The organism is Streptomyces exfoliatus (assembly GCF_000725545.1).
In the GTDB taxonomy this organism is placed as follows: domain Bacteria; phylum Actinomycetota; class Actinomycetes; order Streptomycetales; family Streptomycetaceae; genus Streptomyces; species Streptomyces exfoliatus.
In genome coordinates this window covers 29,818-54,560 of the sequence record NZ_JNZP01000018.1, presented here as the reverse complement: position 1 = coordinate 54,560, position 24,743 = coordinate 29,818, and the positions used below count along the sequence as shown (strand labels likewise).

Below are 24,743 nucleotides of genomic sequence, written 5' to 3'. Positions count from 1 at the left end.
CCGAACATGCGGCACTCGCCCGATGTGGCCGCACCCCCTGGGAGACGAAAGTCGAGGCATCGCAAGGAGCGATGCCGAGACCGAGACACCAGGAGCACCCGATGTTCGCGTACGAACTCCACCGCATGCACCACGCCGAACTCGTCCGTGAGGCCGCCGCACAGCGTCTGTCCCGCCGGGCCGCCGCCGTCTCCACCGCCCGGGGCCTGCGCCGCCTCGGCCGGCGGAGCGGCGGCCAGGACGCGGAGGGGCGGGTGGGCGACGGCGGGCGCAGCCGCTTCGTCCGGGCCGCGTGACCCCCGTATGAGCGATGGTACGGACGGCTGTGCGATGCTCGGCGCCGTGGAGACCAGGTCAGTCAGCCCCGTGTTCGTCGGCCGAGCCGGCGAACTCACCGCCCTCACCGAGGCGCTCTCCCGCGGAGGCGCGGGAGAGCCCCAGGCGCTGCTCATCGGCGGCGAGGCGGGGGTCGGCAAGACCCGGCTCATCGAGGAGTTCCTCGACACGGCCTGCGACCGGGGCGCCGTCGTCGCGCTCGGCGGCTGCGTCGAACTCGGCGCCGACGGACTGCCCTTCGCGCCCTTCGCCGCCGCGCTGCGCTCGCTGCGCCGTCGACTCCCCGACGAACTCACCGCGGCCGCCGAAGGACAAGAGGGCGAACTCGCCCGCCTGCTGCCCGAACTCGGCGAACCCGGCAGCCACGAACCCTCCGACGAGGACAGCACCGCCCGCCTCTTCGAGCTGACCGTACGGCTCCTGGAACGGCTCGCCACCGACCGTACGATCGTGCTCGTCCTCGAAGACCTGCACTGGGCCGACGCCTCCACCCGCCACCTCCTCACCTACCTCCTCCGCACCCTCCGCCGCGGCCGCATCGTGGTCCTCGCCAGCTACCGCGCCGACGACATCCACCGCCGCCACCCGCTGCGCCCCCTCCTCGCCGAACTCGACCGGCTCCGCACCATCCGCCGCATCGAACTCGCCCGCTTCACCCGTACCGAGGTGCACCGCCAGCTCACCGGCATCCTCGCCGCCGAACCCGACCCCGGCCTCGTCGAGGAGGTCTTCGAACGCTCCGACGGCAACGCCTTCTTCGTCGAGGAACTCGTCGTCTCCCACGAGGCGGGCTGCGCCCCCGGCCAGCTCAGCGACTCCCTGCGCGACCTCCTGCTCGTCCGGGTCGAGACGCTCCCCGAGGACGCCCAGCGGGTCGCCAGGATCGTCGCCGAGGGCGGTTCCACCGTCGAGTACGGTCTGCTCGCCGCCGTCTCCCGGCTCACCGAGGACGAACTCATCGAGGCGCTCCGGGCCTGCGTCGGCGCCAACATCCTGCTCGCCGTCCCCGACGGCGACGGCTACCGCTTCCGCCACTCCCTCGTCCGTGAAGCCGTCAGCGACGACCTGCTGCCCGGCGAACGCTCCCGCCTCAACCGGCGCTACGCCGAAGCACTGGAAGCCGACCCCGGGCTCGTCCGGGCCGACGAACGGGCCACCCGGCTCGCCACCTACTGGTACCACGCGCACGACCCGGCCAAGGCCCTGCCCGCCGTCCTCCGCGCCTCCGTCGCCACCCGCAAGCGCCACGCCTACGCCGAACAACTGCGCCTCCTCGAACGGGCCATGGAGCTCTGGGACGAGGCCCCCGCCGAGATCCGCCGCTCGCTGCGGCCCATGGACTACGCCGAGGCCTACCCGCCCTGCGGCTGCGACCCCGAGACCACCCCGCTCCGGTACCTCGACCTGCTCGCCGAGGCCGCCGTCGCCGCCCGGCTCAGCGGCGACCGCGAACGCGCCCTGAAGATCGGCAAGACGGCGCTCCGCCTCCTCGACGGCGCGGACGAGAACGACCCCCTCCGGGCCGCCTGGTTCTGGACCGAGCGGGCCCGCCTCCAGTCCAACCTCGGCCGGGGCGACGGGTGGGAGGAGATCTCCCGCGCCCAGGAACTCGTCAAGGGCCTGCCGCCGTCCGCCGTCCACGCCGCGGTCCTCGTCGGCGCCGCCGGCTGGGGCATGCTCCGCAACCCCGGACCCGAGGCCCTCACCGCCGCCGAACGCGCCGTCGAATACGCCCGCCACGTCAACGCCGAGTCGATCGAGCTCAACGCACGCCTCACCCTCGGCACCCTCATGACCGCCGCCGGGGACGTCGAGGCGGGCCTCGCCGAGATGCACGACGTACGGGAACGGACCACGGCCCTCGGCCAGTTCACCGAGGCCGCCCGCGCACACATCAACATCGCCTCCTCCCTCGAAGCCCTCGGCCGCTCCCGCGAGGCCGTCGAACTCTCCGACGCCGGAATCCGTCTCGCCCGCACCTACGGACTCGTCGACAGCGTCAGCTGGATCGAGGCCAACCGGGCCGAGTCCCTCCTCTCCCTCGGACACTGGGACGAGACCCAGGAGGCCGCCGAACGGCTCCTCCGCTCGGCGTCCAGCAGCAAGCCCCGCGGCTCGGCCTCCCTCCGCCTCGCCCAGCTCGCCGTCGCCCGCGGCGAACTCGACGCGGCCCGCCGCCACCTCGCCGACGCCCGCGCCGCCTACGGCGCCCGCGACCCGATCCCGCAGTACACCCTGCTCATGGGGCAGATCGAGATCGCCGTGGCCGCCGCGGAGGGCCGCTTCGCCGACGTCAGGACCCGGCTCGGCGCCGTCGAACAGGCCGGCTTCCCGCCGGGCACCCACCGCTACGGCTGGCCGCTCGTCCTCACCGCGGCCACCGCCGAGGCCGACAGCCGGGGACTGCCCGCCGCCGACGAGGGCCGCGCGGAGGCGCTGGACACCATCCGCGCCTGCGTCCGCCGCCTCGCCACCCCGGCCCCCGTCTGGGCCGCCCACGCCCAGCAGGTCTCCGAGGAGATCGCCCGCGCCGAGGGCCGCGAGTCCGCCGCCCGCTGGGCCGAGACCGTCGCCGCCTACGAACCGCTGGAACGCCCCGCCCAGCTGGCCCGCGCCCGCCACCGCCTCGCCGACGCCCTCCTCGTCGAGGGAGGCCACCGCGAGGAGGCCGCGGCCCTGCTCCGCGAGGCCCACGCCACCGCCACCCGGCTCGGCGCCCGCCCGCTCCGCGAGGACGTGGAACTCCTCGCGGCCCGCGCCCGCCTCTCCCTGACGCCCGAGAAGCGGGCCGCGGCACCGGCCGAGGCCGCCGACGACACCTTCGGCCTGACCCCTCGCGAGCAGGACGTGCTGCGCCTGGTCGCGGCCGGCCGCACCAACCGTCAGATCGCCGAGCAGCTGTTCATCTCACCGAAGACGGCGAGCGTCCACGTCTCCAACATCCTCGCCAAGCTGGGCGTCGCCGGGCGCGGCGAGGCCGCCGCCCTGGCCCACCGCCTCCACCTCCTCGACACCACCCTCTGAGCCCTCTGAGCCCTCTAAGCCCACTGAGCCCTCTGGGTCCACTGAGCCCACTGGTTCCGCTGAGTCCATCGGGGCCGGGCGGGGCGCCCGTATCGTCACCCGGCCCGAGGTCAGGTCTATCGGTCCGCGCGAAGGATCGGCGTCGCCCGGATCCTCCCTGGTCAGGGCCTGCCTGCGCAGTTCCTCCTCGGTGTGCCTGCGTCCCGGCGCGAACAGCTCCGCCATCGAGTCGAACACGGTCGCCCGCCTCCTTCAGTTCACCTCCAGCCGGAGGATCCTGTCGTCCCCTGGCCCGGGAGTGCCCCGGGTGTCGGTTTCGCTGGTCACCAGCCAGAGCCGCCCGCCGCCCCCGGCGAGGACCGTGCGCAGGCGTCCGTACTCCTCTGTCAGGAACGCCTCAGGGTTCCCCGACTGTTCCGCGCCGGAGAGCGGGACCCGCCACAGCCGCTCGCCTCTGAGCCCGGCCATCCAGATCGCTCCCTTCGCGTAGGCGATTCCGCTGGGGGAGGCCTCGGAGGTCCGCCACTGCGCCACCGGGTCCACGAACCCCTCCCGCCCGGCCTGCCCCTCGGCCTCCGGCCAGCCGTAGTTCTTGCCGGCCTCGACCAGATTCAGCTCGTCCCAGGTGTTCTGCCCGAACTCCGCCGCCCACAGGCGGCCCTCCGTGTCCCAGGCGATGCCCTGCACATTGCGGTGGCCGTACGAATAGACCACCGAACCGGCGAAGGGATTGCCCGGCGCGGGCCGGCCCTCCGGTGTCATCCGCAGGATCTTCCCGCCGAGCGACTCCCGGTCCTGCGCGAGGCCCGTGCGGCCCGTCTCGCCCGTCCCCGCGTACAGCATCCGGTCCGGCCCGAACGCGATGCGGCCGCCGTTGTGCACGACCCCCTTCGGGATGCCCGTGAGCACCGGCTGCGGCGGACCGAGCCGGTCCCCGTCCCCGTACCGCATGCGCACGATGCGGTTGTCCGACTCCGCCGTCAGATACGCGTACACCCAGCCGTCCCGCACCGCGAGGCCCATGAGGCCGCCCTCGCCGCCCGGAACCACCCCCGGCACCTCGCCGAGCGAGGTCTTCGCCCCGGTCCGCCCGTCCACCCTGGTGATCGTCCGCTCGTCCCGCGAGGAGACGAGGAGGTCCCCGCCGGGCAGCTCCGCCAGCCCCCACGGCGACTTCAGCCCCTCCGTCAGCGTGCCCGACACCGTCGCCCGGCCCCCGGCGGGCGCGGAGGAAGAGGCCGGAGAAGAGGCCGGAGACGAGGCGGAGGACGGGGCGGAGGCCGAAGGGGGCGACGACGTCAGCGGAGCCGTACCCGAGCGGTCCTCGGTGCCTCCCGAGGAGCAGCCCGCCACCAGGATCAGCACGGCGGTGCCCCACAGGGCTTTCACAACAGCAGGACGGCTCATGGCACGGTCCCCCTTCGACGAGTCGAGCTGCATCCCTTCACTCTTGATACACCGCTCGACCCGATCAGGTTCCCGACCGCCCCGGCCCGCCCCCGGTGTCGCCCGCGGGGGCGCCGGGCGGCCTCCCGGCGCCGCCCTCAGTCCCAGGACCCCCGGGGCGCCGGAAGCGCCGCGATCTCCGCCAGGTCCACCGGCGTCAGCCGCAGCCCCGCGGCCCGGGCGTTCTCCAGCACCCACCGCTCCCGCTTCGCCCCCGGCACCGGCACGACGTGCGGCCCCCGGCCGAGCACCCACGCCAGCGCCACCTGCGCCGGCGTGACGTCCGGGCCGTGCCGCGCGGCCACCCGCCGCAGCCCCACCACCAGCGGCTGGTTCGCCGCCATCATCTCGGCCGTGAACCGGGGATGCCGGGCCCGCGGATCGTCCGGCTCGAAGCCGCCGCCCGGGGTCAGCGTCCCGGTGAGGAAACCGTTCCCCAACGGCATCGCCGCCAGGAACCCGACACCCCGCGCCGCGCACCACGGCAGCAGCCGCACCAGCGCCTCCTGCGACCACACCGACAGCTCGGCCTCCACCGCGGCCACCGGGAAGACCTGCTGGACCCGCTCCAGTTGGCGGATCGTTCCCTCATAGCCGTCACGGCTGACGCCCGTAGCGCCCCTGCGGGCCGACCGGGCGCCGACGGCGCACAGCCCGAGGGCCCGCACCTTGCCCGCGGAGACCAGCTCGGCCATCGCGCCCCAGGTCTCCTCGACCGGCACCTCGGGGTCCGCGCGGTGCAGCTGGTACAGGTCGATCACATCGGTCTGGAGCCTCCGGAGCGAGGCGTCGCAGGCCCGACGCACGTATCCCGGCCTGCCGTTGGCGACCACGTGCTGATCGCCGACGAGCAGCCCGCACTTCGTCGAGACGAACGCCTCCGCCCGTCGCTCCTTCAACACCCGCCCCAACAGAAGCTCGTTGGTGAACGGCCCGTACATGTCGGCGGTGTCGAGCAGGCTCACCCCGGCGTCGAGCGCCGCGTGCACCGTCCGCAGCGAGCGGTCCCCCCGCTGTTCCGAACGGCTGTACGCCCAGCTCATCGGCATGCACCCCAGGCCGATCGCACCCACGTCGAGCGCCGTCGCCCCGATAGTCCTGCGCTCCACCTGCCGGTACCCCTCCCTGTGCCGTCCCCCAAAGTAACCAATGGCGCAAAGGATTCTTCGCATAGCCTCCCGGTCATGAGCTTCGAAGACACGACCACCGACGTGTGGCTTCCGATTCCCGCGGGCGAGATCGAAGGACTCCCCGAACCGGGCACGTCGGGCCTGAACTACCGCTTCTGGGACGGCGGACCGGAGTTCCCCGCCGACCCGGCCCGCTGCGCCTTCTACGTCGTCCCGTACATGAAGGGCAGCGAGATCGCCGTCCGGCCGCTGGCCGCGATGACCTCGGTCCGGGCCGTGCAGACGCTGTCCGCGGGCATCGACCACGTCACGCCCGGCATCGGCTCACTGCCCCCGGGCGTCGCCCTCTGCAACGCGAAGGGCGTCCACGAGGCCAGCACCGCCGAGCTCACGCTCGCGCTGATCCTGGCCTCGCTGCGCGGCATCCCCGGCTTCGTGCGCGGCCAGGACGCCGAGGAGTGGCGGGACGGCTTCTACCCGGCCCTCGCCGACAAGTCCGTCCTGATCGTCGGGTACGGGTCGATCGGCGCCGCCATCGAAGACCGGCTCGCGCCCTTCGAGTGCGCGCGGGTAGCGCGCGTCGCACGCTCCGCGCGCACCACAGCGCGCGGTCCCGTCCACGCCCTGACGGAGCTGCCGGCGCTGCTCCCGGAGGCGGACGTGGTCGTGCTCTCCACTCCGCTCACGCCCGCGACCAGGCATCTCGCCGACGCGGGGTTCCTGTCCCGGATGAAGGACGGGGCGCTTCTCGTGAACGTTTCCCGCGGACCGGTCGTGGACACGACGGCGCTGCTCAAGGAGGTCGAGAGCGGCCGGATCACGGCGGCGCTCGACGTCACCGATCCGGAACCGCTGCCGGCCGGGCACCCGTTGTGGCACGCTCCCGGTGTCCTGATCAGTCCCCATGTGGGAGGTTCCACGTCGGCCTTCATGCCGCGTGCGAAGCGGCTGATCGCGGGACAGTTGCGCCGGTTCACGGCGGGCGAGGAACTGGCGAACGTCCTCCTCACCACCGGCTGACCGCGGGCGGCGCGCCGGGGTGGCCGGACGGCGCGCTCGGGCCGCCGGGCAGGGTGTACGGCCGGACGGCCGGGGCCGCGCCTGGGCCGGTCGGGTGAGCGCGCCCCCGACACGCGCCGCGTACAAGCCCCCAGGCCGTCACGGAGAGTACTGCGACCCTGTCCCTGAGTGACCGTCCTGGTGTATCGTCCCGGAGCGGGGGACTGCGTCGAGTACGGGCTGACGCTGGGGAGCGAAGTGACGGGACATCAGATTCCGAGGGGGGCGACGGGTGAGGCACGGCCGGAGGACCGACGATCCGAGGTGGCGACGCCGCCGGCAAGCCTTTCACGCCTCGCCGCGGGTCTCACGCACGCCGTGCCGGACCAGGCCGCGCCCCACCGCGCGCCCCGCGCCGCCGAGCCGCCGGCCACCGAACCGGCCGCCGGGCCGCGCGTCGGGCCACCGGACGAACCCGGACCGGGTGCCGCATCGCCGCTCCCGTACGGGGACGGCGCCGAGGGCCGCGTTGCCGAACCACCGGCCGACAGCGACAGCGACGGCGACGGTGACGGCGGGGCACCCCGCCTCCCTGTCGCTTCCGGCACCCCTGCCCCCGCGCCCCCCGGCGCGTGTGAGGCCTGTGGCGCCGCAGTACCGGAGCCCGTCGCCCCCGGCGCGCGTGAGGCCCGTGGCGCCGCAGTACCGGAGCCCGTCGCCCCCGCTCTGCGGGACCCCGCAGGGCCCCACGACTGCGACGGGCACGCCCCCGGGCGTGCCGACGAGCCGAAGGCGCGCCCGCACGACGTGGCCGGGTGCGGTGGTGCGGCGCCGGAGGGTCCGGTGAGCGCGCCGGGAGTGGTCCTCGAACGCCGCCCCGTCGGCGGCGGAGGCGGCGACTCCGGCCATCCGGACCCCGGGCGCCCCGGCACCGGCGGGATCCTCGCCCAGATCGCCCTCGGACTCGTCTGCGCCGGATACACGACCGGCGCCTCGCTCGGCTGGGGCTCGCCCGGACTCGCGCTCTTCATGGGGGACTTCGGGCTCAGCGCCGCCGCCCTCGCCGCCGCGGTCTCCTGCTTCCTCTACGGCCGCACCCACCGCGGCAGCGCCCGCCCCGCCTGGCTGCTCTTCGCCTTCTCCTCGTTCATGGCCGCCGTGGGCAACGCCATCTGGGGCTGGTACGAGGTCGTGCTGCGCATGGAGGTGCCGGACTCCTCCGTCGCCGACCTCTTCTTCTTACTCTTCGCGCCGCCCGCCATCGTCGGCCTCCTCGTCCTGGCCAAGAAGCCCGTCACCCGGGCCGGCTGGGTCTGCCTCGGTCTCGACGCCTGGCTCATCGGGGGCTCCCTCCTGACGCTCTCCTGGAGCCTCGCCCTCGCCCACACCGCGCACTTCCAGGACGAATCCGTCGCCCAGGCGGCGCTGTCGCTCGCGTACCCGCTGCTCGACATCGTCCTCGTGAGCATGGTCCTGGTCCTGCACTTCCGCCGCTCGCAGGCGAACCGGTCGGCGACCAACACCGCCATCGCCGCCCTCGCCCTGACCGTCCTGTGCGACGCCCTGTTCACCTCGCCGCTGCTCCGCGAGAACTACGCCTCCGGCCAGCTGCTCGACGCGGGCTGGTTCGCCGGCTCCCTGCTGCTCGCCTACGCGCCCTGGGGGGTGCGCCGGCTGCCGGACAGCTCGGCCGCCGAGAGCGCACCGCGGCTCCACAGCCGGCCGGTCGCCGGCTCGCTCGCCGCCCTCACCCCGTACCTCGCCGCCGCGGTCTGCACGCTCGGGATCCTCTACAACGTCGTCGAGGGGCGCAGGGTCGACCGCGTCGTCGTCCTCACCGGCTGCACGGTGGTCCTCGCCCTCGTCGTCCGGCAGGGCATCATGCTCCTCGACAACATCGCCCTCACCCATGAACTGGCTCAGAAGGAGAACCACTTCAGGTCACTCGTGCAGGGATCCAGCGACGTCATCATGATCGCCGCACCGTCCGGGATCCTCCGCTACGTCAGTCCGGCCGCCGCCGGGGTGTACGGACGTGACGCCGAGGAGCTGATCGGCTCCGAGCTGGCCGGCCTGATCCATCCCGAGGACCTCGGCGCCGTCGTCCACGAGGTGCGGCGCTTCCTGGCCGCCTCGCCCGCGGAGGAGCCCACCACCCGGATCGAGTGCCGCTTCCGCTCGGGCCGCGGCGACTGGCTCAACGTCGAGTCCACCGTCAACCGGCACCAGGGCGGCCTGATCTTCAACAGCCGGGACGTCACCGAACGCGTCCGGCTCCAGGCCCAGTTGCAGCACAACGCCGAGCACGACCCGCTCACCGACCTGCCCAACCGGGCGCTCTTCACCCGGCGGGTCCGGCAGGCGCTCGGCGGCCGGCGCGCCACCGACCCCGGCACCGCCGTGCTCTTCATCGACCTCGACGGCTTCAAGGGCGTCAACGACCGGCTCGGCCACCAGGCAGGGGACGACCTCCTCGTCCAGGCCGCGCGCCGCCTCCACGACTCCGTACGGGCCGGGGACACGGCCGCCAGGCTCGGCGGCGACGAGTTCGCCGCCCTCATCCTCGGCGACGGGAGTCGTGACCAGGCCTCCCGCCGGATCCAGGTCCAGGAGATCGCCGACCGGCTCCGGCTCACGCTCTCCCGTCCGTACCGCGTCGACGGGGGCAACGAGGTGCGGGTCGCCGCCTCCATCGGCGTCGCCTTCGCCGAGGCGGGGATAGAGGCCGGCGACCTCCTGCGCAACGCCGACCTCGCCATGTACCGGGCCAAGGCGGCCGGCAAGGACCGCGTCGAGCTCTACGCGCCCCAGATGCAGGCCGAGGTGGTGCGCAGGACGGAGCTGGCCGCCCGGCTGCGCACCGCACTCCACGACGGCGAGTTCGCTCTCCTCCACCAGCCGGTCGTCGACCTCGCCACCGGACGGATCTCCGCCGTCAGCGCCCAGGCGCGCTGGCGCTCGGCCCAGGGCATCCTCTTCACCCCCGCCGAGTACCTCCGCGTCACCGACGACGGCGAGCGCACCGCGGAGCTGGGCAGATGGCTGCTCGAATCGGCTGTGGAGCAGGCCGCCGAGCGGGCGGGAATCGGCCACCATGCGCCGGTGTCCATCCGGCTCCCGGCCGGCCGCCTCCTGGACCGCTCGTTCCCGCTCGGCTCCGTCGAGTCCCTGCTGACCCGGCACGGTCTGCCGTCGGGCTCCCTGATCATCGAGCTGGGCGACAGCGACCCCCGGATCCCGCTCGACGAGCTGGAGCAGCGCCTGGCCACCCTGCGGCGCCTCGGGGTGCGGATCGCCCTCGACGGATTCGGCAGCGGACACGTGGCGATCAACGCCCTGCGGAGGCTTCCCGTCGACATACTGAAGCTCGACCGGGGCCTGGTCGAGGGCGTCGTCGAGTCGGCCCGGCTCCGCAAGATCACCCGTGGGGTGCTCCGTATCGCGGGGGAGCTGGGGATGCAGACCGTCGCCGAAGGAGTCGACGTACCGGAGCAGGTCATCGCGCTGCGGGCGATGGGCTGCGGTCATGCCCAGGGCATGGCCTTCTCGGGCCCGCTCGACGAGTACCGGCTGCGCAGAGCCCTGGTGCGGGACGAGTACCCGCTGCCCGGCACGGTCCCGCTCCGTGTCGGAAACCGTCCCCCGTTCCGCTCAAATACTGAGACGCCTGTCCCACCCACTTGACAGTGGTGAGGCCCGAGAGGGAGGGTCAGTGCCATGCGCACCCGAATTCTCGTACTTGGAAAGCGCGTCGGCTGAAGCAGGGCCCACCGTAGGCCCGGCTTAGAAAGCACCCGACGCGCTCCCCTCGCTTGCCTCACGGCACGAGGGGTTTTTTGTTGCACCGGCTCACCCCCAAGTCGCCGCAAACCCTCGCAAAACACCTCGCAAAAACCCTCTGCTTCGAGAAGAGATGCTGATGACCGAGCAGGCCACCGGGCACCATCCGCAGCCGCGGCCCCGTAACGGCGGGCAGCCCGCCGCCACCGTCGAGCACGTCACGGGTGCGCAGTCCCTCATCCGTTCTCTCGAGGAAGTGGGCGCGGACACCGTCTTCGGCATCCCCGGCGGCGCGATCCTTCCCGCGTACGACCCGATGATGGACTCCAAGCGGGTGCGTCACATCCTGGTCCGTCACGAGCAGGGCGCGGGCCACGCCGCCACGGGTTACGCCCAGGCGACCGGCAAGGTCGGCGTCTGCATGGCGACCTCGGGGCCCGGTGCGACCAACCTCGTCACCCCGATCGCCGACGCGCACATGGACTCCGTCCCGCTCGTCGCGATCACCGGCCAGGTCGCCTCGAAGGCGATCGGCACGGACGCCTTCCAGGAGGCGGACATCTGCGGCATCACCATGCCGATCACCAAGCACAACTTCCTGGTCACCAAGGCCGAGGACATCCCGCGGACGATCGCCGAGGCCTTCCACATCGCCTCCACCGGCCGCCCGGGCCCGGTCCTGGTCGACATCGCCAAGGACGCCCTCCAGGCGAAGACCACCTTCAGCTGGCCGCCGCAGACCGACCTGCCCGGCTACCGCCCGGTGACCAAGCCGCACGCCAAGCAGATCCGCGAGGCCGCCAAGCTGATCAGCGCCGCCAAGCGCCCGGTCCTCTACGTCGGCGGCGGCGTCATCAAGGCCGGCGCCACCGCCGAGCTGAAGATCCTCGCCGAGCTGACCGGCGCCCCGGTCACCACCACCCTGATGGCCCTCGGCTCCTTCCCCGACAGCCACCCGCTGCACGTGGGCATGCCCGGCATGCACGGTGCGGTCACCGCCGTCACCGCGCTGCAGAAGGCCGACCTGATCGTCGCGCTCGGCGCCCGCTTCGACGACCGCGTCACCGGCAAGCTCGACAGCTTCGCCCCGTACGCCAAGATCGTCCACGCGGACATCGACCCGGCCGAGATCGGCAAGAACCGCGCCGCCGACGTCCCGATCGTCGGTGACGCCCGCGAGGTCATCGCCGACCTGGTGCAGGCGGTCCAGGCCGAGCACAGCGAGGGCAACAAGGGCGACTACACCGCCTGGTGGAGCGACCTGAACCGCTGGCGCGAGACCTACCCGCTCGGCTACGACCTGCCGGAGGACGGCAGCCTCTCGCCGCAGCAGGTCATCCAGCGCATCGGGCAGCTCGCCCCCGAGGGCACGATCTTCGCCGCGGGCGTCGGCCAGCACCAGATGTGGGCCGCCCACTTCATCGACTACGAGCAGCCGGCCACCTGGCTGAACTCCGGCGGCGCCGGGACGATGGGGTACGCGGTCCCCGCCGCGATGGGCGCCAAGGCCGGCATGCCGGACCGCACGGTCTGGGCGGTCGACGGCGACGGCTGCTTCCAGATGACCAATCAGGAGCTCACGACCTGCGCCCTGAACAACATCCCGATCAAGGTCGCCATCATCAACAACGGCGCCCTCGGGATGGTCCGCCAGTGGCAGACCCTCTTCTACAACCAGCGCTACTCGAACACCGTCCTGCACTCCGGCCCGGACGACGTCCAGGCGAACAAGGGCACGCGCGTCCCCGACTTCGTCAAGCTGTCCGAGGCCATGGGCTGTGTCGCCCTGCGCTGTGAGGACCCGGCCGACCTGGACAAGGTCATCGCCGAGGCCAACGCCATCAACGACCGTCCGGTCGTCATCGACTTCATCGTCCACGAGGACGCCCAGGTGTGGCCGATGGTCGCCGCCGGCACCTCCAACGACGAGGTCATGGCCGCGCGGGGCGTGCGCCCCGACTTCGGCGACGGCGAAGACGACTGAAGCGCGGAACGAAGCAGAGCGAAAAGGAAGAGACCCAGACCATGTCCACCAAGCACACGCTCTCCGTTCTCGTCGAGAACACGCCCGGCATCCTGGCCCGGATCGCCGCCCTGTTCTCGCGCCGCGGCTTCAACATCGACTCCCTCGCCGTCGGCATCACCGAGCACCCCGACATCTCCCGCATCACCATCGTGGTCAATGTCGAGGACCTGCCCCTCGAGCAGGTGACCAAGCAGCTCAACAAGCTGGTCAACGTCCTGAAGATCGTCGAACTCGAGCCCAGCGCCGCGATCCAGCGCGAGCTCGTCCTGGTGAAGGTCCGCGCCGACAACGAGACCCGCTCCCAGATCGTCGAGATCGTGCAGCTGTTCCGCGCCAAGACCGTGGACGTCTCGCCCGAGGCGGTCACCATCGAGGCCACCGGTTCGAGTGACAAGCTGGACGCGATGCTCAAGATGCTGGAGCAGTTCGGCGTCAAGGAGCTCGTGCAGTCCGGCACGATCGCCATAGGGCGTGGCTCCCGGTCCATCACGGACCGGTCCCTGCGGGCCCTCGACCGCAGCGCCTGACAGTCATCGAAGGTCAACCGCCGGTCCATCCGGCGGTCCGACTGACGAGACCCGAAAACCTTCCTCCCGCTCCCCGCCGTACGGTGGGACGCAACACCAGCACCTCAAGGAGATTCCCAGTGGCCGAGCTGTTCTACGACGACGACGCCGACCTGTCCATCATCCAGGGCCGCAAGGTCGCGGTGATCGGATACGGCAGCCAGGGCCACGCCCACGCGCTGTCGCTCCGTGACTCCGGTGTCGACGTCCGCGTCGGTCTCCAGGAGGGCTCGAAGTCCAAGGCCAAGGCCGAGGAGCAGGGCCTGCGCGTCGTCTCCGTGGCCGAGGCCGCGGCCGAGGCCGACCTCATCATGATCCTGACGCCGGACCCGATCCAGGCCAAGGTCTACGAGGAGTCCATCAAGGACAACCTGAAGGCGGGCGACGCCCTCTTCTTCGGCCACGGCCTGAACGTCCGTTACGGCTTCATCGAGGTCCCCGAGGGCATCGACGTCGCCCTGGTCGCCCCGAAGGGCCCGGGTCACCTGGTCCGCCGTCAGTACGAGGAGGGCCGCGGCGTTCCGTGCATCGCGGCCGTCGAGCAGGACGCGACCGGCAACGCCTTCGCGCTGGCGCTCTCGTACGCCAAGGGCATCGGCGGCACCCGCGCGGGCGTCATCAAGACGACGTTCAAGGAGGAGACCGAGACCGACCTGTTCGGTGAGCAGGCCGTCCTCTGCGGTGGTACCGCGGCGCTGGTCAAGGCGGGCTTCGAGACGCTGACCGAGGCCGGCTACCAGCCGGAGATCGCCTACTTCGAGTGCCTGCACGAGCTGAAGCTCATCGTCGACCTCATGTACGAGGGCGGCCTGGAGAAGATGCGCTGGTCGGTCTCCGAGACCGCCGAGTGGGGCGACTACGTCACCGGCCCGCGGATCATCACGGACGCCACCAAGGCCGAGATGAAGAAGGTCCTCGCGGAGATCCAGGACGGCACCTTCGCCAAGGAGTGGATGGCCGAGTACCACGGCGGTCTGAAGAAGTACAACGAGTACAAGACCCAGGACGAGAACCACCTCCTGGAGACCACCGGCAAGGAGCTGCGCAAGCTCATGAGCTGGGTGAACGACGAGGAGGCGTAAGCCTTCGGGGCGGGGGCCGGACACTGTGTCCGGCCCCTTGCCGCATCGTTGGACACCCCGTCCAACCACGGACGGGTGATCCTTCCAACGAGGCGCATGAAGTGCGCCGACGCACCACTACACTTCTCAACAACATTCGCGTTCAGGCCCACAGCGTCGTGCGCTTTCACGCGGCAAGCCCCCTCCACCGCCTGCGGCCGTCGGGACGGCCGTCCGCACTGGATCTGTGAGGACTCACGTGAGCTCGAAACCTGTCGTACTCATCGCTGAAGAGCTGTCGCCCGCCACCGTCGACGCGCTGGGCCCGGACTTCGAGATCCGGCACTGCAACGGCGCGGACCGCGCCGAGCTGATCCCCGCCATCGCGGACGTGGACGCGATCCTGGTCCGTTCCGCGACCAAGGTCGACGCCGAGGCCCTCGCCGCCGCGAACAAGCTGCGGGTCGTCGCCCGTGCCGGTGTCGGTCTGGACAACGTCGACGTCTCCGCCGCCACCAAGGCCGGCGTCATGGTCGTCAACGCGCCGACGTCGAACATCGTCACCGCCGCCGAGCTCGCGTGCGGTCTGCTCGTCGCCACCGCGCGCAACATCCCGCAGGCCAACACCGCGCTGAAGAACGGCGAGTGGAAGCGCAACAAGTACACGGGCGTCGAGCTGAGCGAGAAGACCCTCGGCGTCGTCGGCCTCGGCCGCATCGGTGTCCTGGTCGCCCAGCGCATGTCGGCCTTCGGCATGAAGATCGTCGCGTACGACCCCTACGTGCAGCCGGCCCGCGCCGCCCAGATGGGCGTGAAGCTCCTCGCCCTGGACGAGCTGCTCGAAGTCGCCGACTTCATCACCGTCCACCTGCCGAAGACCCCGGAGACCCTCGGCCTCATCGGTGACGAGGCGCTGCACAAGGTCAAGCCCTCCGTCCGGATCGTCAACGCCGCTCGTGGCGGGATCGTCGACGAGGAGGCGCTGTACTCGGCGCTCAAGGAGGGCCGGGTCGCCGGCGCCGGCCTCGACGTGTACGCGAAGGAGCCCTGCACGGACTCCCCGCTCTTCGAGCTCGACCAGGTCGTCTGCACCCCGCACCTCGGCGCGTCCACGGACGAGGCCCAGGAGAAGGCCGGCATCGCCGTCGCCCGCTCGGTGCGCCTCGCGCTCGCCGGTGAGCTGGTCCCGGACGCGGTCAACGTCCAGGGCGGTGTCATCGCCGAGGACGTCAAGCCGGGCCTGCCGCTCGCCGAGAAGCTCGGCCGGATCTTCACCGCGCTCGCGGGCGAGGTCGCGGCCCGTCTCGACGTCGAGGTGTACGGCGAGATCACCCAGCACGACGTCAAGGTGCTCGAACTCTCCGCGCTCAAGGGCGTGTTCGAGGACGTGGTCGACGAGACCGTGTCGTACGTCAACGCCCCGCTGTTCGCGCAGGAGCGCGGTGTCGAGGTCCGGCTGACGACGAGCTCCGAGTCGCCCGACCACCGGAACGTCGTCACCGTGCGCGGCACGCTCTCCAGCGGCGAGGAGGTCGCGGTCTCCGGCACGCTGGCCGGTCCGAAGCACCTCCAGAAGATCGTCGCGGTCGGCGACTACGACGTGGACCTGGCGCTCGCCGACCACATGGTCGTGCTGCGCTACGAGGACCGCCCGGGTGTCGTCGGCACCGTCGGCCGGATCCTCGGCGAGGCCGGTCTGAACATCGCCGGCATGCAGGTCTCCCGCGCGGAGGAGGGCGGCGAGGCGCTCGTCGTGCTCACCGTCGACGACACGCTCCCGGCTCCGGTGCTCGCGGAGATCGCCTCGGAGATCGGCGCCACCTCGGCCCGCTCGGTCAACCTGGTCTGACGCACGCCCCTCGTGCCCGGTCGCTAGACGCTCGTCTTACACAAGCGTCTAGTGGCCGGGTACAGTGCTGTCATGGGACACAAGGAAGACCTCCTGGAAGGCGCCAAGCGCTGCCTCCTGGAGAAGGGGTACGGGCGCACCACCGCCCGCGACATCGTCGCCGCTTCGGGCACCAACCTCGCCTCCATCGGCTACCACTACGGCTCCAAGGACGCCCTGCTCCAGCAGGCCTTCCTCGCCCTCACGGAGGAGTGGGGCGAGCGGGTCACGGTCCCGGACGCCGGCGAGGGTGCCGTACGCCCCCCGGCCGATCCGTACGAGCGCTTCCGCGCCATGTGGGCGCAGCTCATCGGTGCCGCCGAGGCCAGCCGCCCGGTCTGGAAGCTCCAGACCGAGGTCGTCACCCGGCTCGACGACGACGAGAAACTGCGCGAGGCCATCAAGGAACCGCAGCGGGAGGGCCGGCTGGGCATCGCCGAGGGCATGCTCGGCATCGACCCGGAGGCGGACCCCGAGAGGGCCCGGGTGGCCGGACTGCTCTGCCAGGCCCTGGCGACCGGCGTGATGATCCAGTGGATGGTCGACCCCGACACGGCACCGAGCGCCGACGACCTCACGGAAGGGCTCAAGGTCCTGATGGGGGAGTAGCGCGCGCGGCTCAGCGCCAGGGGATGTGCCGCCAGGGGCTGCCCTCGTGCTCCGTCAGGACGCGGTGGGCGGCCACGCACTGCTCGTGGAAGTGGCCGTACTCCTCGCCGTCGAAGCGCAGCACCCGCCCCAGCGCGTACCCCGCCGCGTAGTCCTGCCAGGACTCGTAGGCCGACCGGGCGAGCGCGCCCGCGTGGACGATCGCCTGTTCGGCCTCGGGGGGTGCGCAGAAGCGGGCCGAGAGGCCCCAGCGGGCCAGGTTCACCGCCCGTCCGTAGTCGTACGCGATCGTCTTGCGCACCCGTCCCTGCGGGGGCAGCAGCCCGTCGGCGCGGAACCGGGACTCGTAGCGCAGGATGCGGCGCACCAGCTCCTCGATGTGCCGCACGGACGAGGGGCTCGCGCCCAGGTCCTGGGCGTGCCCGGCGGCCGTCTCGCGCCACTCGTCGGCCGAGGGCATCTCGCCCCGCGCCCTGCGCAGCTCCTCGCGGACCTTGAGGGCGAAGTCCGGCTCCGGCGGGCTGTTGCGCCCGTCGAGCAGCGCGTCCAGCTGCTTGCGCCAGCCCGCCCGGTCGGTGACGCCCCAGGCGTCGCGGAGCGATTCGAGCTCGTCGGTGTACCCGGTGAAGACCGAGCCGACGTCGTTCCACGGCACGCCGTTGCGGAACGCCAGATGGGCGCCGCAGGCGAGGCCGAAGGCGAGCGGGCCGAGGAGTGGCCCGTGGCGCAGGGCGGCGAAGCGGTCGTTCGTACCTCGCTCGTTCTCGCTGTACGCGCGCAGCCACCAGGCGCGGTGCTCGGGCGTGGCGGGCAGCAGGAACTGCCCGGGGGTGCCGCCGTTCACGGCGAGGAGCACCCGGGGATCGCTCCACCTGCACTCGGCGGCCCATCGGAGAGTGATCTGGTGGAACACCCAGTCCGGATGCCACGGCGGCAACATCCCGCGGGTGAGGACCTGCCGGACGACGAGCCCCTTCGCCACCTGCTGGGGACGCCAGTAGACCGCGTCGGGTTCGGCGTCCACCTCGGCCCGGGGGGCGCCGATGAACAGCTCGGCCCCGGCGAGGATCCGGATCTGTTCGGCCTCGTCGCCGCGCAGCCCCGCCTCGTGCAGCAGCTGCTCGGTCTCGGAGGGCGGGATCCACGGGGCGGTGTGGGCGTCGGGGCGGTGGCGGGGGCTCATGACCACGGGATGTTCCGGTAGGGGCTCGAAGGGTCCTGGGTGAGGATGCGGTGGATGGCCACGGACTCCTGGTACATCGGCTCGGCGTCGCCCTCGTCGAAGTGGATCAGGCGGGCGAGCAGGTAGCCGAGCGAGAACGCCTCCCAGGAGCCGTACGCCTGCCGGGCGGCGCCGAGGACCGCGAGGACGGACTGCTCGGCCTCCCGCGGGTCGCAGTACCGGGCGCCGAGCGCGAGGCGTACGACGTTCACGGCGCGGCCGTGGTCGAAGGCGGCGAGGGTGTCGACCCGGCCGTCCGGCGGGAGGAGGCCGTCGGCGCGGAACCGCTCCTCGTAGTGCGTGATCCGGCGCAGGAACTCCGCGGCCTCGGCCCGGTCCTCGCCGTAGGGGTCGTCCCGCTCGAAGTTCACGGTGACCATCGAGTCCCACTGCACGGCGGTCGGCGGGTGGCCGAGGCGTGCGGTGAGACGGCGCCGCATCCCCAGGACGGACTCGGGGATCCGGCCGACGAGCCGGGTGTCGATGAGGGTCCGCAGTTTGTCGCGGAAGTCCGCCCGGTGGTACACGCCCCAGGGCCGGCGCAGCCGGGCGATGTCGGTGGGGTAGTCCTCGTACTGGGCGCCGAGTCCGTTCCACACCAGGCCGTTGAGGACGGCGAGGTGCGCGCCGAGCGCGAGGGCGTGTGCGACAGGGCCGTGCAGGTGCTCGCCCGCGTGGGTGAGCAGCCGCAGCCGCGCGGGGCCGCCGCCCCGTCCGGCCGCCTCCTGCCAGGCCCGCCGGTCGGCCGGTCGGGCGGGCAGGGAGACCTCGAACGGGGTCCCCGGGTTGACCGCGAGCCACCACCTGTCGTGCGGCCAGGCCGCGGCGAGCGCGTCGAGGGTGGTCTGCCGGAACACCCAGTCCGCGTGCCACGGCGGCAGCATGCCCTCGGTGAGGACCGGTACGACGGTGCGCCGGGCGGCCTTGTCGCGCTGGGAGGGGAGCGGCGTGGTGAATCCGGGGACGTCGGCGTGCAGCCGGGGGACGAGCACGTACAGGCGGGTGCGCCCGAGGGCGTCGAGGACGGCCGCCCGGTCCCCGCGTGCCCCGGCCTCGTACAGCAGTCGCTCGGTGTACGTCGGTGCGGCCCAAGTCCCCGTGGTCATGGGGCGATCCTAATGAAGGGGCCCGGGCGGTCTCTCAGAGCCGGGCGGACTTCAGGGACATGTGGAGGAGCAGGCGGTCCTCGCCGTCGTCCAGGTCGAGGCCCGTGAGCTGTTCGACCCGGGACAGCCGGTAGTACAGGGTCTGGCGGTGGATGCCGAGGGCCGCCGCCGTGCGGCCGGCCTGGCCCGCGTTGTCGAGGAACGCCTCCGCGGTGCGGGCGAGTTCGGTGTGGGCCGGGGTGAGCAGCGGTGCGACGACGGGGTCGATCTCGGGGTGGTAGAGCGCCGCGAGCAGACGGTACGGGCCGATGCCGGCCCACTCCGCGACGGGACCGAGCTTCGGCTGTGCCGTGGCGGCGCGGGCCGCCGTGTTGGCCTCGCGCCAGGCCGCGGGGAGCTCCGTGAGGCCCCGGCGTGGGGTCGCGATGCCGGCCGGGGCGGCGGCGCGCAGCCGGTGGGCGGCCGTGTGGGCGGGGGAGAGGTCCTCGGCCGTGCGCAGGCGTACGAGGACGGCGAGGGACTCGCCCTCGGGGCCGGACGCTCCCTCGGGGAGGGCGGTGACCGCCGCCGCGCCGGGGACCGCCCGGATCGAGGGCGCCTCGCCCCGCCAGGGAGTCACGCAGACGACGGTGTGCAGACCGTCCGCGCTGGGGCCGAGGGCCGCCCGGAGCGCCGCGACGGCCATGTCGCTCTGCCAGCCGCGCCCGGCGGTCAGGACCGCGGCGAACTCGCGCGAGAGGTCGGCGTCCGCGCGCTCCTCCCCGGCGAGGAGGTCGCCGATCCGGGTGGCGACCTCCATCGCGGCGTCGAGCTGGGCGGGCGTGGGGCCGGGCTCCGCGTCGAGCAGCCAGACGTAACCGAGGACGACGCCCCGGTGGCGTACGGGCAGGCAGAGGCGGTCCCGGAACACCCCGGCGTCGGGGGCGGCCGGGATGCGGACCGGGCCGGTCGCCCGGGTGATGCCGAAGCCCTCGAACCAGGCGCGGACCGCCGGGGTCGACTTCCGGGTCAGGATCGACCGCGTCCTGACCGGGTCCATCGCGGTGTCGTCGTCGCTGTCGTGGGCGCCGAAGGCGATCAGTCCGAAATCGCGGTTCTCCAGCGTCGCCGGGGCGCCGAGCAGCGCCGAGATCTCGTCCACCAGTTCTTGGTAATCGCCTTTCACGGCGCCATTCTCGCACCCCTCTCAGACAAATGTATGAGCCGCTGTCCACGGATGCGTGACAGCTGTAGATGGCGGACGATCGGAGCGATCCATAGGTTTCACGGTGGTTCTTCGTGCTGTTCCCGGTTTCTTACGAAAGAGCGGGTACGGCATCCTTCGTCACCTGTCCTTCTGGAGGTCCCCCGTGCTGGGTCCCGTGATCCTCGCCGCGTCGCGCAGCGACAAGATGCGCCGTTTCGTGTCGGCCGCCCCCGGGACCAAGCAGGTCGTCGCCCGCTTCATCGCCGGTGAGTCGGTCGACGACGTCGTCCCGATCGTCCAGGAGCTGAGCGACCGCGGCCTGGAGGTCACCCTCGACGTCGTCGGTGAGGACATCACCACCGTCGAGCAGTCGTACGCCGCCCGGGACGCCTACCTGGAGCTCGTCGGCCGCCTCAAGGAGCTGGGCCTCGGCGAGCGCGCCGAGATGTCCGTGAAGCTGTCGATGTTCGGCCAGTCCCTCGAGAACGGCCACGAGCTGGCCCTCGCGAACGTCCGGCCCGTCGTGGCGGCCGCCGCCGAGATCGGCACCACCGTCACCCTGGACGCCGAGGACCACACCACCCTCGACTCGATGTTCGCCATCCACGAGGAGCTGCGGAAGGACTTCCCGCAGACCGGCTGCGTCATCCAGGCGTACCTCTTCCGCACCGAGGACGACGCCCGCCGCCTCGCCGCCAACGGCTCCCGCGTCCGGATCGTGAAGGGCGCCTACAAGGAGCCCGCGTCCGTCGCCATCCAGGACAAGCCCGAGATCGACAAGGCGTACGTCCGGATCATGAAGATCCTGATGGACGGCGAGGGCTACCCGATGATCGGCTCCCACGACCCGCGCCTGATCGCCGTCGGCCAGGAGCTTGCCCGCCGTGCCGGGCGCAAGCTGGACGAGTACGAGTTCCAGATGCTGTACGGCATCCGCTCCGAGGAGCAGCACCGCCTCGCCGCCGAGGGTCACCGCATGCGCGTCTACACCGCGTACGGCACCGACTGGTACGGCTACTTCATGCGCCGTCTCGCGGAGAAGCCGGCCAACCTCCTCTTCTTCGTCCGCTCCATCCTCACCAAGGGCTGAGCCCCACCTCTCACAAGGAGTAACGCGAACCATGGACGCTGTCACCCAGGTCCCCGCTCCGGTCAACGAGCCGGTGCACAGCTACGCCCCCGGTTCCCCGGAGCGTGCCCGCCTCGAGGTCAAGCTCAAGGAGCTGGCCGAGAACCCGCGCGAGCTGCCGATGACCATCGGCGGCGTGAAGCGTCTCGGCGGCGGCGAGGAGTTCAAGGTCGTCCAGCCGCACAACCACAAGGCCGTCATCGGCACCTTCCGCGGCGCCACCACCCAGGACGCCCAGGACGCGATCGACGCGGCCCTCGCCGCGGCCCCGGCCTGGCGCGCGATGGCCTTCGACGACCGCGCCGCGATCATCCTGCGCGCCGCCGAGCTGCTGGCGGGACCGTGGCGCGAGACGCTGGCCGCGTCCACCATGCTCGGCCAGTCGAAGACCGCCCAGCAGGCCGAGATCGACACCCCCTGCGAGCTCGTCGACTTCTGGCGCTTCAACGTGGCGTACGCCCGCCAGATCCTGGCCGAGCAGCCCCCGGCCAACTCCCCGGGCGTGTGGAACCGTCTCGACCACCGTCCGCTCGAAGGCTTCGTCTACGCGATCACGCCGTTCAACTTCACGGCCATCGCGGGCAACCTGCCCACCGCCCCCGCCCTCATGGGCAACGTGGTGGTCTGGAAGCCGTCCCCGACGCAGACCCACTCCGCCGTGCTCCTCATGGAGCTCCTGGAGGAGGCAGGCCTGCCGAAGGGCGTCATCAACCTGGTGACCGGCGACGGCATCGCCGTCTCCGAGGTGGCCCTGAACCACCGCGACCTGGCCGGCATCCACTTCACCGGTTCCACCAAGACCTTCCAGCACCTGTGGAAGACGGTCGGCACCAACATCGAGAAGTACCGCTCGTACCCGCGGATCGTGGGCGAGACCGGTGGCAAGGACTTCGTCGTCGCCCACCCGAGCGCCGACCGCGCGATCCTGAAGACCGCGCTGACCCGCGGCTCCTTCGAGTTCCAGGGCCAGAAGTGCTCGGCGTCCTCGCGCGCCTACGTCCCGGCGTCCATCTGGAACGACGGCTTCAAGGAGGAGTTCGCGGCCGAGGTCGACGGCATCACCATGGGTGACGTCACCGACCTGTCGAACTTCATCGGCGCCGTCATCGACGAGCGCTCGTTCGCCAAGAACAAGGCGGCGATCGACCGTGCCGCGGCCGACCCGGCCTGCACGATCATCGCGGGCGGCACGTACGACGACTCGGTGGGCTACTTCGTCCGCCCGACCGTCATCGCCTGCACCGACCCCGAGAACGAGGTCTTCAAGGCCGAGTACTTCGGCCCCATCCTCGCCGTCCACGTGTACGACGACGAGAAGTACGACGAGATGCTGACCCAGATGGAGTCGGTCTCGGACTACGCCCTCACCGGCTCGGTCATCTCCGGCGACCGCGCCGCCGCCGCGTACACGATGGAGAAGCTCCGCTTCGCCGCGGGCAACTTCTACATCAACGACAAGTCGACCGGCGCCGTCGTCGGCCAGCAGCCCTTCGGCGGCGGCCGCGCCTCGGGCACGAACGACAAGGCCGGCGCCCCGCAGAACCTGATGCGCTGGACGCTGACCCGCGCCATCAAGGAGACGCTGGTCCCGCCGACCGAGTACGGCTACCCGCACATGGGCTGACACGCCCGTAGCACCCCTGATCACCGCCCCCCTCCTCGGTCCCCCAACTGAGGACGGGGGCGGTTCTCATTCCCCGGCGCGGCGCTTCAGGAAGTCGCCGATCAGCTCCGCGATCCGCGGGGCGTGGGTCTCCAGGGCGAAGTGGCCGGTCGGGAGGAGGTGGATCTCGGCGTCCGGGAGGTCGCGGCGGAAAGCCTCGGCGCCCGCCGGGACGAAGACCTGGTCGCCCTCGCCCCAGACGGCGAGGAGGGGGACCCGGCTGGTGCGGAAGTACTCCTGGAAGGCGGGGTAGAGCGCGAAGTTGGAGCCGTAGTCGGCGATCAGGCCGAGCTGGATCCCGTCCTGGCCCTCGCGGGCCATCAGGGCGGCGTCGTGGTGCCAGGCGTCGGGGCTGAGGAGCTCGCGGTACTCGGCGGGGACGCCCGTCTCGTACTGCCACCTGATGCCGTCGAGGGAGCGGATGGCGCGGACCGGCTCCTCGGTCTCGGGGGTGCGGTTCTCGATCAGGGCGAGGACCGGGGCCCAGGCCTCGGCGCCGAGGCCCTCGGTGTAGGCGTTGCCGTTCTGGGTGACGATCGCGGTGACGCGCTCGGGGTGGGCGAGTGCGAGGCGGAGGCCGATGGGGGCGCCGTAGTCCTGGATGTAGAGCGCGTACCGGTCGAGGCCGAGCGCCTCGGTGAACTCGGCGGTGAGGGAGGCGAGTGCGGCGAAGGTGTAGTCGAACTCGTCGGCGGAGGGGGCGGCGCTGCGGCCGAAGCCCAGGTGGTCGGGGGCGATCAGCCGGTAGCCCCGGCCGGCGAGCGGCGGGATCAGGTCGCGGAACATGTGCGAGCTGGTGGGGAAGCCGTGCAGGAGCAGGAGCACGGGGGCGTCGGCCGGGCCGGCCTCGCGGTAGGCGATCCGGTGGCCGCGGACGGTGACGGTGCGGTGGCGGGTCGGCAGTACGGACATGTTCTAACCCCTTAAGCGCTGCTCACTGGTTATGAGTCGACCTAACCAGGCTCGTCTGTAACCTGTCAATGACTCTTTAGGGGTTAAGTGGGTGTGGAAGGGTGGGCGCATGACCGTGAGAACCGCGCCCACCCATGAACTCGGGGCCGCCCGGCTCCGCGCCGTACGCGAACTCCTCGACGCCGCCTTCGAGGGCGACTTCGGCGACGACGACTGGGACCACACCCTCGGAGGCGTCCACGCCTGGGTCGAGGACGAGCACGGCATCGCCGCCCATGGCGCCGTCGTGATGCGGCGGGCGCTCCACCGCGGCCGCTCGCACCGCGTCGGATACGTCGAAGGGGTCGCCGTACGGGCCGGTCTCAGGCGGCGGGGGCTCGGCGGGGCGGTCATGGCCGAGCTGGAGCGGGTCATCGACGGGGCGTACGTGTTCGGGGCCCTCGGCGCCACGGACGACGGGGCCGCGCTCTACCGGGCGCGCGGCTGGCACGTCTGGGAGGGGCGCCTCGAAGCGCTCGGACCCGAGGGGCTCGTCCACCTCTCGGAGGAGGAGGGCTTCGTTCTCCTGCGTCCTGCGGCCGGCCGCGAACTGCCGGACCCCGCCGCCCCGCTGGTCTTCGACTGGCGCGACGGCGACGTGATGTGAGAGGGCGTGATGCC

General features: G+C 72.1%; 20 protein-coding genes. 12 read left to right on the top strand and 8 right to left on the bottom strand.

Going from position 1 to position 24,743, the window contains the following annotated elements:
• The first annotated feature begins 71 nt into the window (after window positions 1–71).
• The gene (locus tag IO20_RS0121925) at window positions 72–296 is read left to right on the top strand and encodes a hypothetical protein (protein WP_342668781.1); all 225 of its coding nucleotides are present in this window, start codon (window positions 72–74) and stop codon (window positions 294–296) included.
• Window positions 297–303: 7 nt separating this feature from the next.
• Window positions 304–3,360 carry a helix-turn-helix transcriptional regulator gene (locus IO20_RS0121920; RefSeq protein WP_030553728.1) on the top strand — a complete coding sequence of 1,019 codons (3,057 nt, stop codon included), beginning with the start codon at window positions 304–306 and terminating at the stop codon, window positions 3,358–3,360.
• On the opposite strand, the gene IO20_RS41475 is transcribed toward IO20_RS0121920, so the two are convergent.
• The 3 genes from IO20_RS41475 to IO20_RS0121910 form a co-directional block, all read right to left on the bottom strand.
• Window positions 3,244–3,585: a DUF6191 domain-containing protein gene (locus IO20_RS41475; RefSeq protein WP_342668783.1), complete on the bottom strand. Its 342-nt coding sequence runs from the start codon at window positions 3,583–3,585 to the stop codon at window positions 3,244–3,246. The genes IO20_RS0121920 and IO20_RS41475 overlap by 117 nt on opposite strands.
• Before the next feature lie 27 nt (window positions 3,586–3,612).
• Complete coding sequence (locus tag IO20_RS0121915) at window positions 3,613–4,767, bottom strand: PQQ-dependent sugar dehydrogenase (RefSeq protein WP_030553730.1); 1,155 nt, start codon at window positions 4,765–4,767, stop codon at window positions 3,613–3,615.
• 137 nt (window positions 4,768–4,904) lie between these two features.
• On the bottom strand, window positions 4,905–5,915 hold the full coding sequence (locus IO20_RS0121910) for an aldo/keto reductase (protein ID WP_030553731.1): 1,011 nt from the start codon (window positions 5,913–5,915) through the stop codon (window positions 4,905–4,907).
• A 75-nt stretch (window positions 5,916–5,990) separates the two neighbouring features.
• Between IO20_RS0121910 and IO20_RS0121905 the strand changes: the two genes are divergently transcribed.
• On the top strand, window positions 5,991–6,956 hold the full coding sequence (locus IO20_RS0121905; RefSeq protein WP_030553732.1) for a 2-hydroxyacid dehydrogenase: 966 nt from the start codon (window positions 5,991–5,993) through the stop codon (window positions 6,954–6,956).
• A 327-nt stretch (window positions 6,957–7,283) separates the two neighbouring features.
• Here the strand turns inward: IO20_RS0121905 and IO20_RS0121900 are convergent, their stop codons facing one another.
• Window positions 7,284–7,700, bottom strand: coding sequence for a hypothetical protein (locus tag IO20_RS0121900; RefSeq protein WP_157850796.1), 417 nt, complete (start codon window positions 7,698–7,700; stop codon window positions 7,284–7,286).
• 78 nt (window positions 7,701–7,778) lie between these two features.
• Here IO20_RS0121900 and IO20_RS0121895 point away from each other — a divergent pair, with 78 nt between their 5' ends.
• From IO20_RS0121895 to IO20_RS0121870, 6 genes are all read left to right on the top strand, one after another.
• The gene (locus tag IO20_RS0121895) at window positions 7,779–10,619 is read left to right on the top strand and encodes a putative bifunctional diguanylate cyclase/phosphodiesterase (protein WP_030553736.1); all 2,841 of its coding nucleotides are present in this window, start codon (window positions 7,779–7,781) and stop codon (window positions 10,617–10,619) included.
• 229 nt (window positions 10,620–10,848) lie between these two features.
• Window positions 10,849–12,699, top strand: coding sequence for an acetolactate synthase large subunit (locus tag IO20_RS0121890; protein ID WP_030553738.1), 1,851 nt, complete (start codon window positions 10,849–10,851; stop codon window positions 12,697–12,699).
• Window positions 12,700–12,740: 41 nt separating this feature from the next.
• On the top strand, window positions 12,741–13,268 hold the full coding sequence (ilvN, locus tag IO20_RS0121885) for an acetolactate synthase small subunit (RefSeq protein WP_030216183.1): 528 nt from the start codon (window positions 12,741–12,743) through the stop codon (window positions 13,266–13,268).
• 119 nt (window positions 13,269–13,387) lie between these two features.
• Complete coding sequence (gene ilvC / locus IO20_RS0121880) at window positions 13,388–14,389, top strand: ketol-acid reductoisomerase (RefSeq protein ID WP_030216185.1); 1,002 nt, start codon at window positions 13,388–13,390, stop codon at window positions 14,387–14,389.
• Window positions 14,390–14,627: 238 nt separating this feature from the next.
• On the top strand, window positions 14,628–16,217 hold the full coding sequence (serA, locus tag IO20_RS0121875) for a phosphoglycerate dehydrogenase (protein WP_030553741.1): 1,590 nt from the start codon (window positions 14,628–14,630) through the stop codon (window positions 16,215–16,217).
• A 72-nt stretch (window positions 16,218–16,289) separates the two neighbouring features.
• On the top strand, window positions 16,290–16,865 hold the full coding sequence (locus IO20_RS0121870; RefSeq protein WP_030553743.1) for a TetR/AcrR family transcriptional regulator: 576 nt from the start codon (window positions 16,290–16,292) through the stop codon (window positions 16,863–16,865).
• 10 nt (window positions 16,866–16,875) lie between these two features.
• Here the strand turns inward: IO20_RS0121870 and IO20_RS0121865 are convergent, their stop codons facing one another.
• Genes IO20_RS0121865 through IO20_RS0121855 form a run of 3 tightly spaced genes read right to left on the bottom strand, consistent with a single transcriptional unit; the run spans window position 16,876 to window position 20,358 of the window.
• Window positions 16,876–18,048, bottom strand: coding sequence for a DUF1266 domain-containing protein (locus IO20_RS0121865; protein ID WP_030553745.1), 1,173 nt, complete (start codon window positions 18,046–18,048; stop codon window positions 16,876–16,878).
• Window positions 18,045–19,193, bottom strand: coding sequence for a DUF1266 domain-containing protein (locus tag IO20_RS0121860; protein WP_030553747.1), 1,149 nt, complete (start codon window positions 19,191–19,193; stop codon window positions 18,045–18,047). Before IO20_RS0121860 ends, IO20_RS0121865 begins: the two co-directional genes overlap by 4 nt.
• A 34-nt stretch (window positions 19,194–19,227) precedes the next feature.
• Complete coding sequence (locus IO20_RS0121855) at window positions 19,228–20,358, bottom strand: PucR family transcriptional regulator (protein ID WP_030553748.1); 1,131 nt, start codon at window positions 20,356–20,358, stop codon at window positions 19,228–19,230.
• 184 nt (window positions 20,359–20,542) lie between these two features.
• On the opposite strand from IO20_RS0121855, the gene IO20_RS0121850 reads away from it, so the two are divergent.
• Together IO20_RS0121850 and pruA are read left to right on the top strand one after the other, a co-directional pair.
• Window positions 20,543–21,469: a proline dehydrogenase family protein gene (locus tag IO20_RS0121850; RefSeq protein ID WP_030553749.1), complete on the top strand. Its 927-nt coding sequence runs from the start codon at window positions 20,543–20,545 to the stop codon at window positions 21,467–21,469.
• A 31-nt stretch (window positions 21,470–21,500) separates the two neighbouring features.
• Window positions 21,501–23,132 carry an L-glutamate gamma-semialdehyde dehydrogenase gene (gene pruA / locus IO20_RS0121845; RefSeq protein ID WP_030553750.1) on the top strand — a complete coding sequence of 544 codons (1,632 nt, stop codon included), beginning with the start codon at window positions 21,501–21,503 and terminating at the stop codon, window positions 23,130–23,132.
• A 66-nt stretch (window positions 23,133–23,198) separates the two neighbouring features.
• On the opposite strand, the gene IO20_RS0121840 is transcribed toward pruA, so the two are convergent.
• Window positions 23,199–24,083, bottom strand: a complete 885-nt coding sequence (locus tag IO20_RS0121840) for an alpha/beta fold hydrolase (protein ID WP_030553751.1) — start codon at window positions 24,081–24,083, stop codon at window positions 23,199–23,201.
• Between the two features lie 109 nt (window positions 24,084–24,192).
• Between IO20_RS0121840 and IO20_RS0121835 the strand changes: the two genes are divergently transcribed.
• Window positions 24,193–24,729 (top strand): GNAT family N-acetyltransferase, encoded by a 537-nt coding sequence (locus IO20_RS0121835; protein WP_030553752.1) that lies wholly within the window; start codon window positions 24,193–24,195, stop codon window positions 24,727–24,729.
• Window positions 24,730–24,743 lie beyond the last annotated feature (14 nt).

Excerpts from the sequence above, each read along its gene's own strand:
- IO20_RS0121915 (WP_030553730.1), bottom strand. The coding sequence starts at position 4,767 with ATGAGCCGTCCTGCTGTTGTGAAAGCCCTGTGGGGCACCGCCGTGCTG.
- ilvN (WP_030216183.1), top strand. The coding sequence starts at position 12,741 with ATGTCCACCAAGCACACGCTCTCCGTTCTCGTCGAGAACACGCCCGGC.
- IO20_RS41475 (WP_342668783.1), bottom strand. The coding sequence starts at position 3,585 with ATGGCGGAGCTGTTCGCGCCGGGACGCAGGCACACCGAGGAGGAACTG.
- IO20_RS0121925 (WP_342668781.1), top strand. The coding sequence starts at position 72 with ATGCCGAGACCGAGACACCAGGAGCACCCGATGTTCGCGTACGAACTC.
- IO20_RS0121865 (WP_030553745.1), bottom strand. The coding sequence starts at position 18,048 with ATGAGCCCCCGCCACCGCCCCGACGCCCACACCGCCCCGTGGATCCCG.
- IO20_RS0121920 (WP_030553728.1), top strand. The coding sequence starts at position 304 with ATGAGCGATGGTACGGACGGCTGTGCGATGCTCGGCGCCGTGGAGACC.
- IO20_RS0121835 (WP_030553752.1), top strand. The coding sequence starts at position 24,193 with ATGACCGTGAGAACCGCGCCCACCCATGAACTCGGGGCCGCCCGGCTC.
- IO20_RS0121860 (WP_030553747.1), bottom strand. The coding sequence starts at position 19,193 with ATGACCACGGGGACTTGGGCCGCACCGACGTACACCGAGCGACTGCTG.
- pruA (WP_030553750.1), top strand. The coding sequence starts at position 21,501 with ATGGACGCTGTCACCCAGGTCCCCGCTCCGGTCAACGAGCCGGTGCAC.
- IO20_RS0121890 (WP_030553738.1), top strand. The coding sequence starts at position 10,849 with ATGCTGATGACCGAGCAGGCCACCGGGCACCATCCGCAGCCGCGGCCC.
- IO20_RS0121840 (WP_030553751.1), bottom strand. The coding sequence starts at position 24,083 with ATGTCCGTACTGCCGACCCGCCACCGCACCGTCACCGTCCGCGGCCAC.
- IO20_RS0121905 (WP_030553732.1), top strand. The coding sequence starts at position 5,991 with ATGAGCTTCGAAGACACGACCACCGACGTGTGGCTTCCGATTCCCGCG.
- IO20_RS0121870 (WP_030553743.1), top strand. The coding sequence starts at position 16,290 with ATGGGACACAAGGAAGACCTCCTGGAAGGCGCCAAGCGCTGCCTCCTG.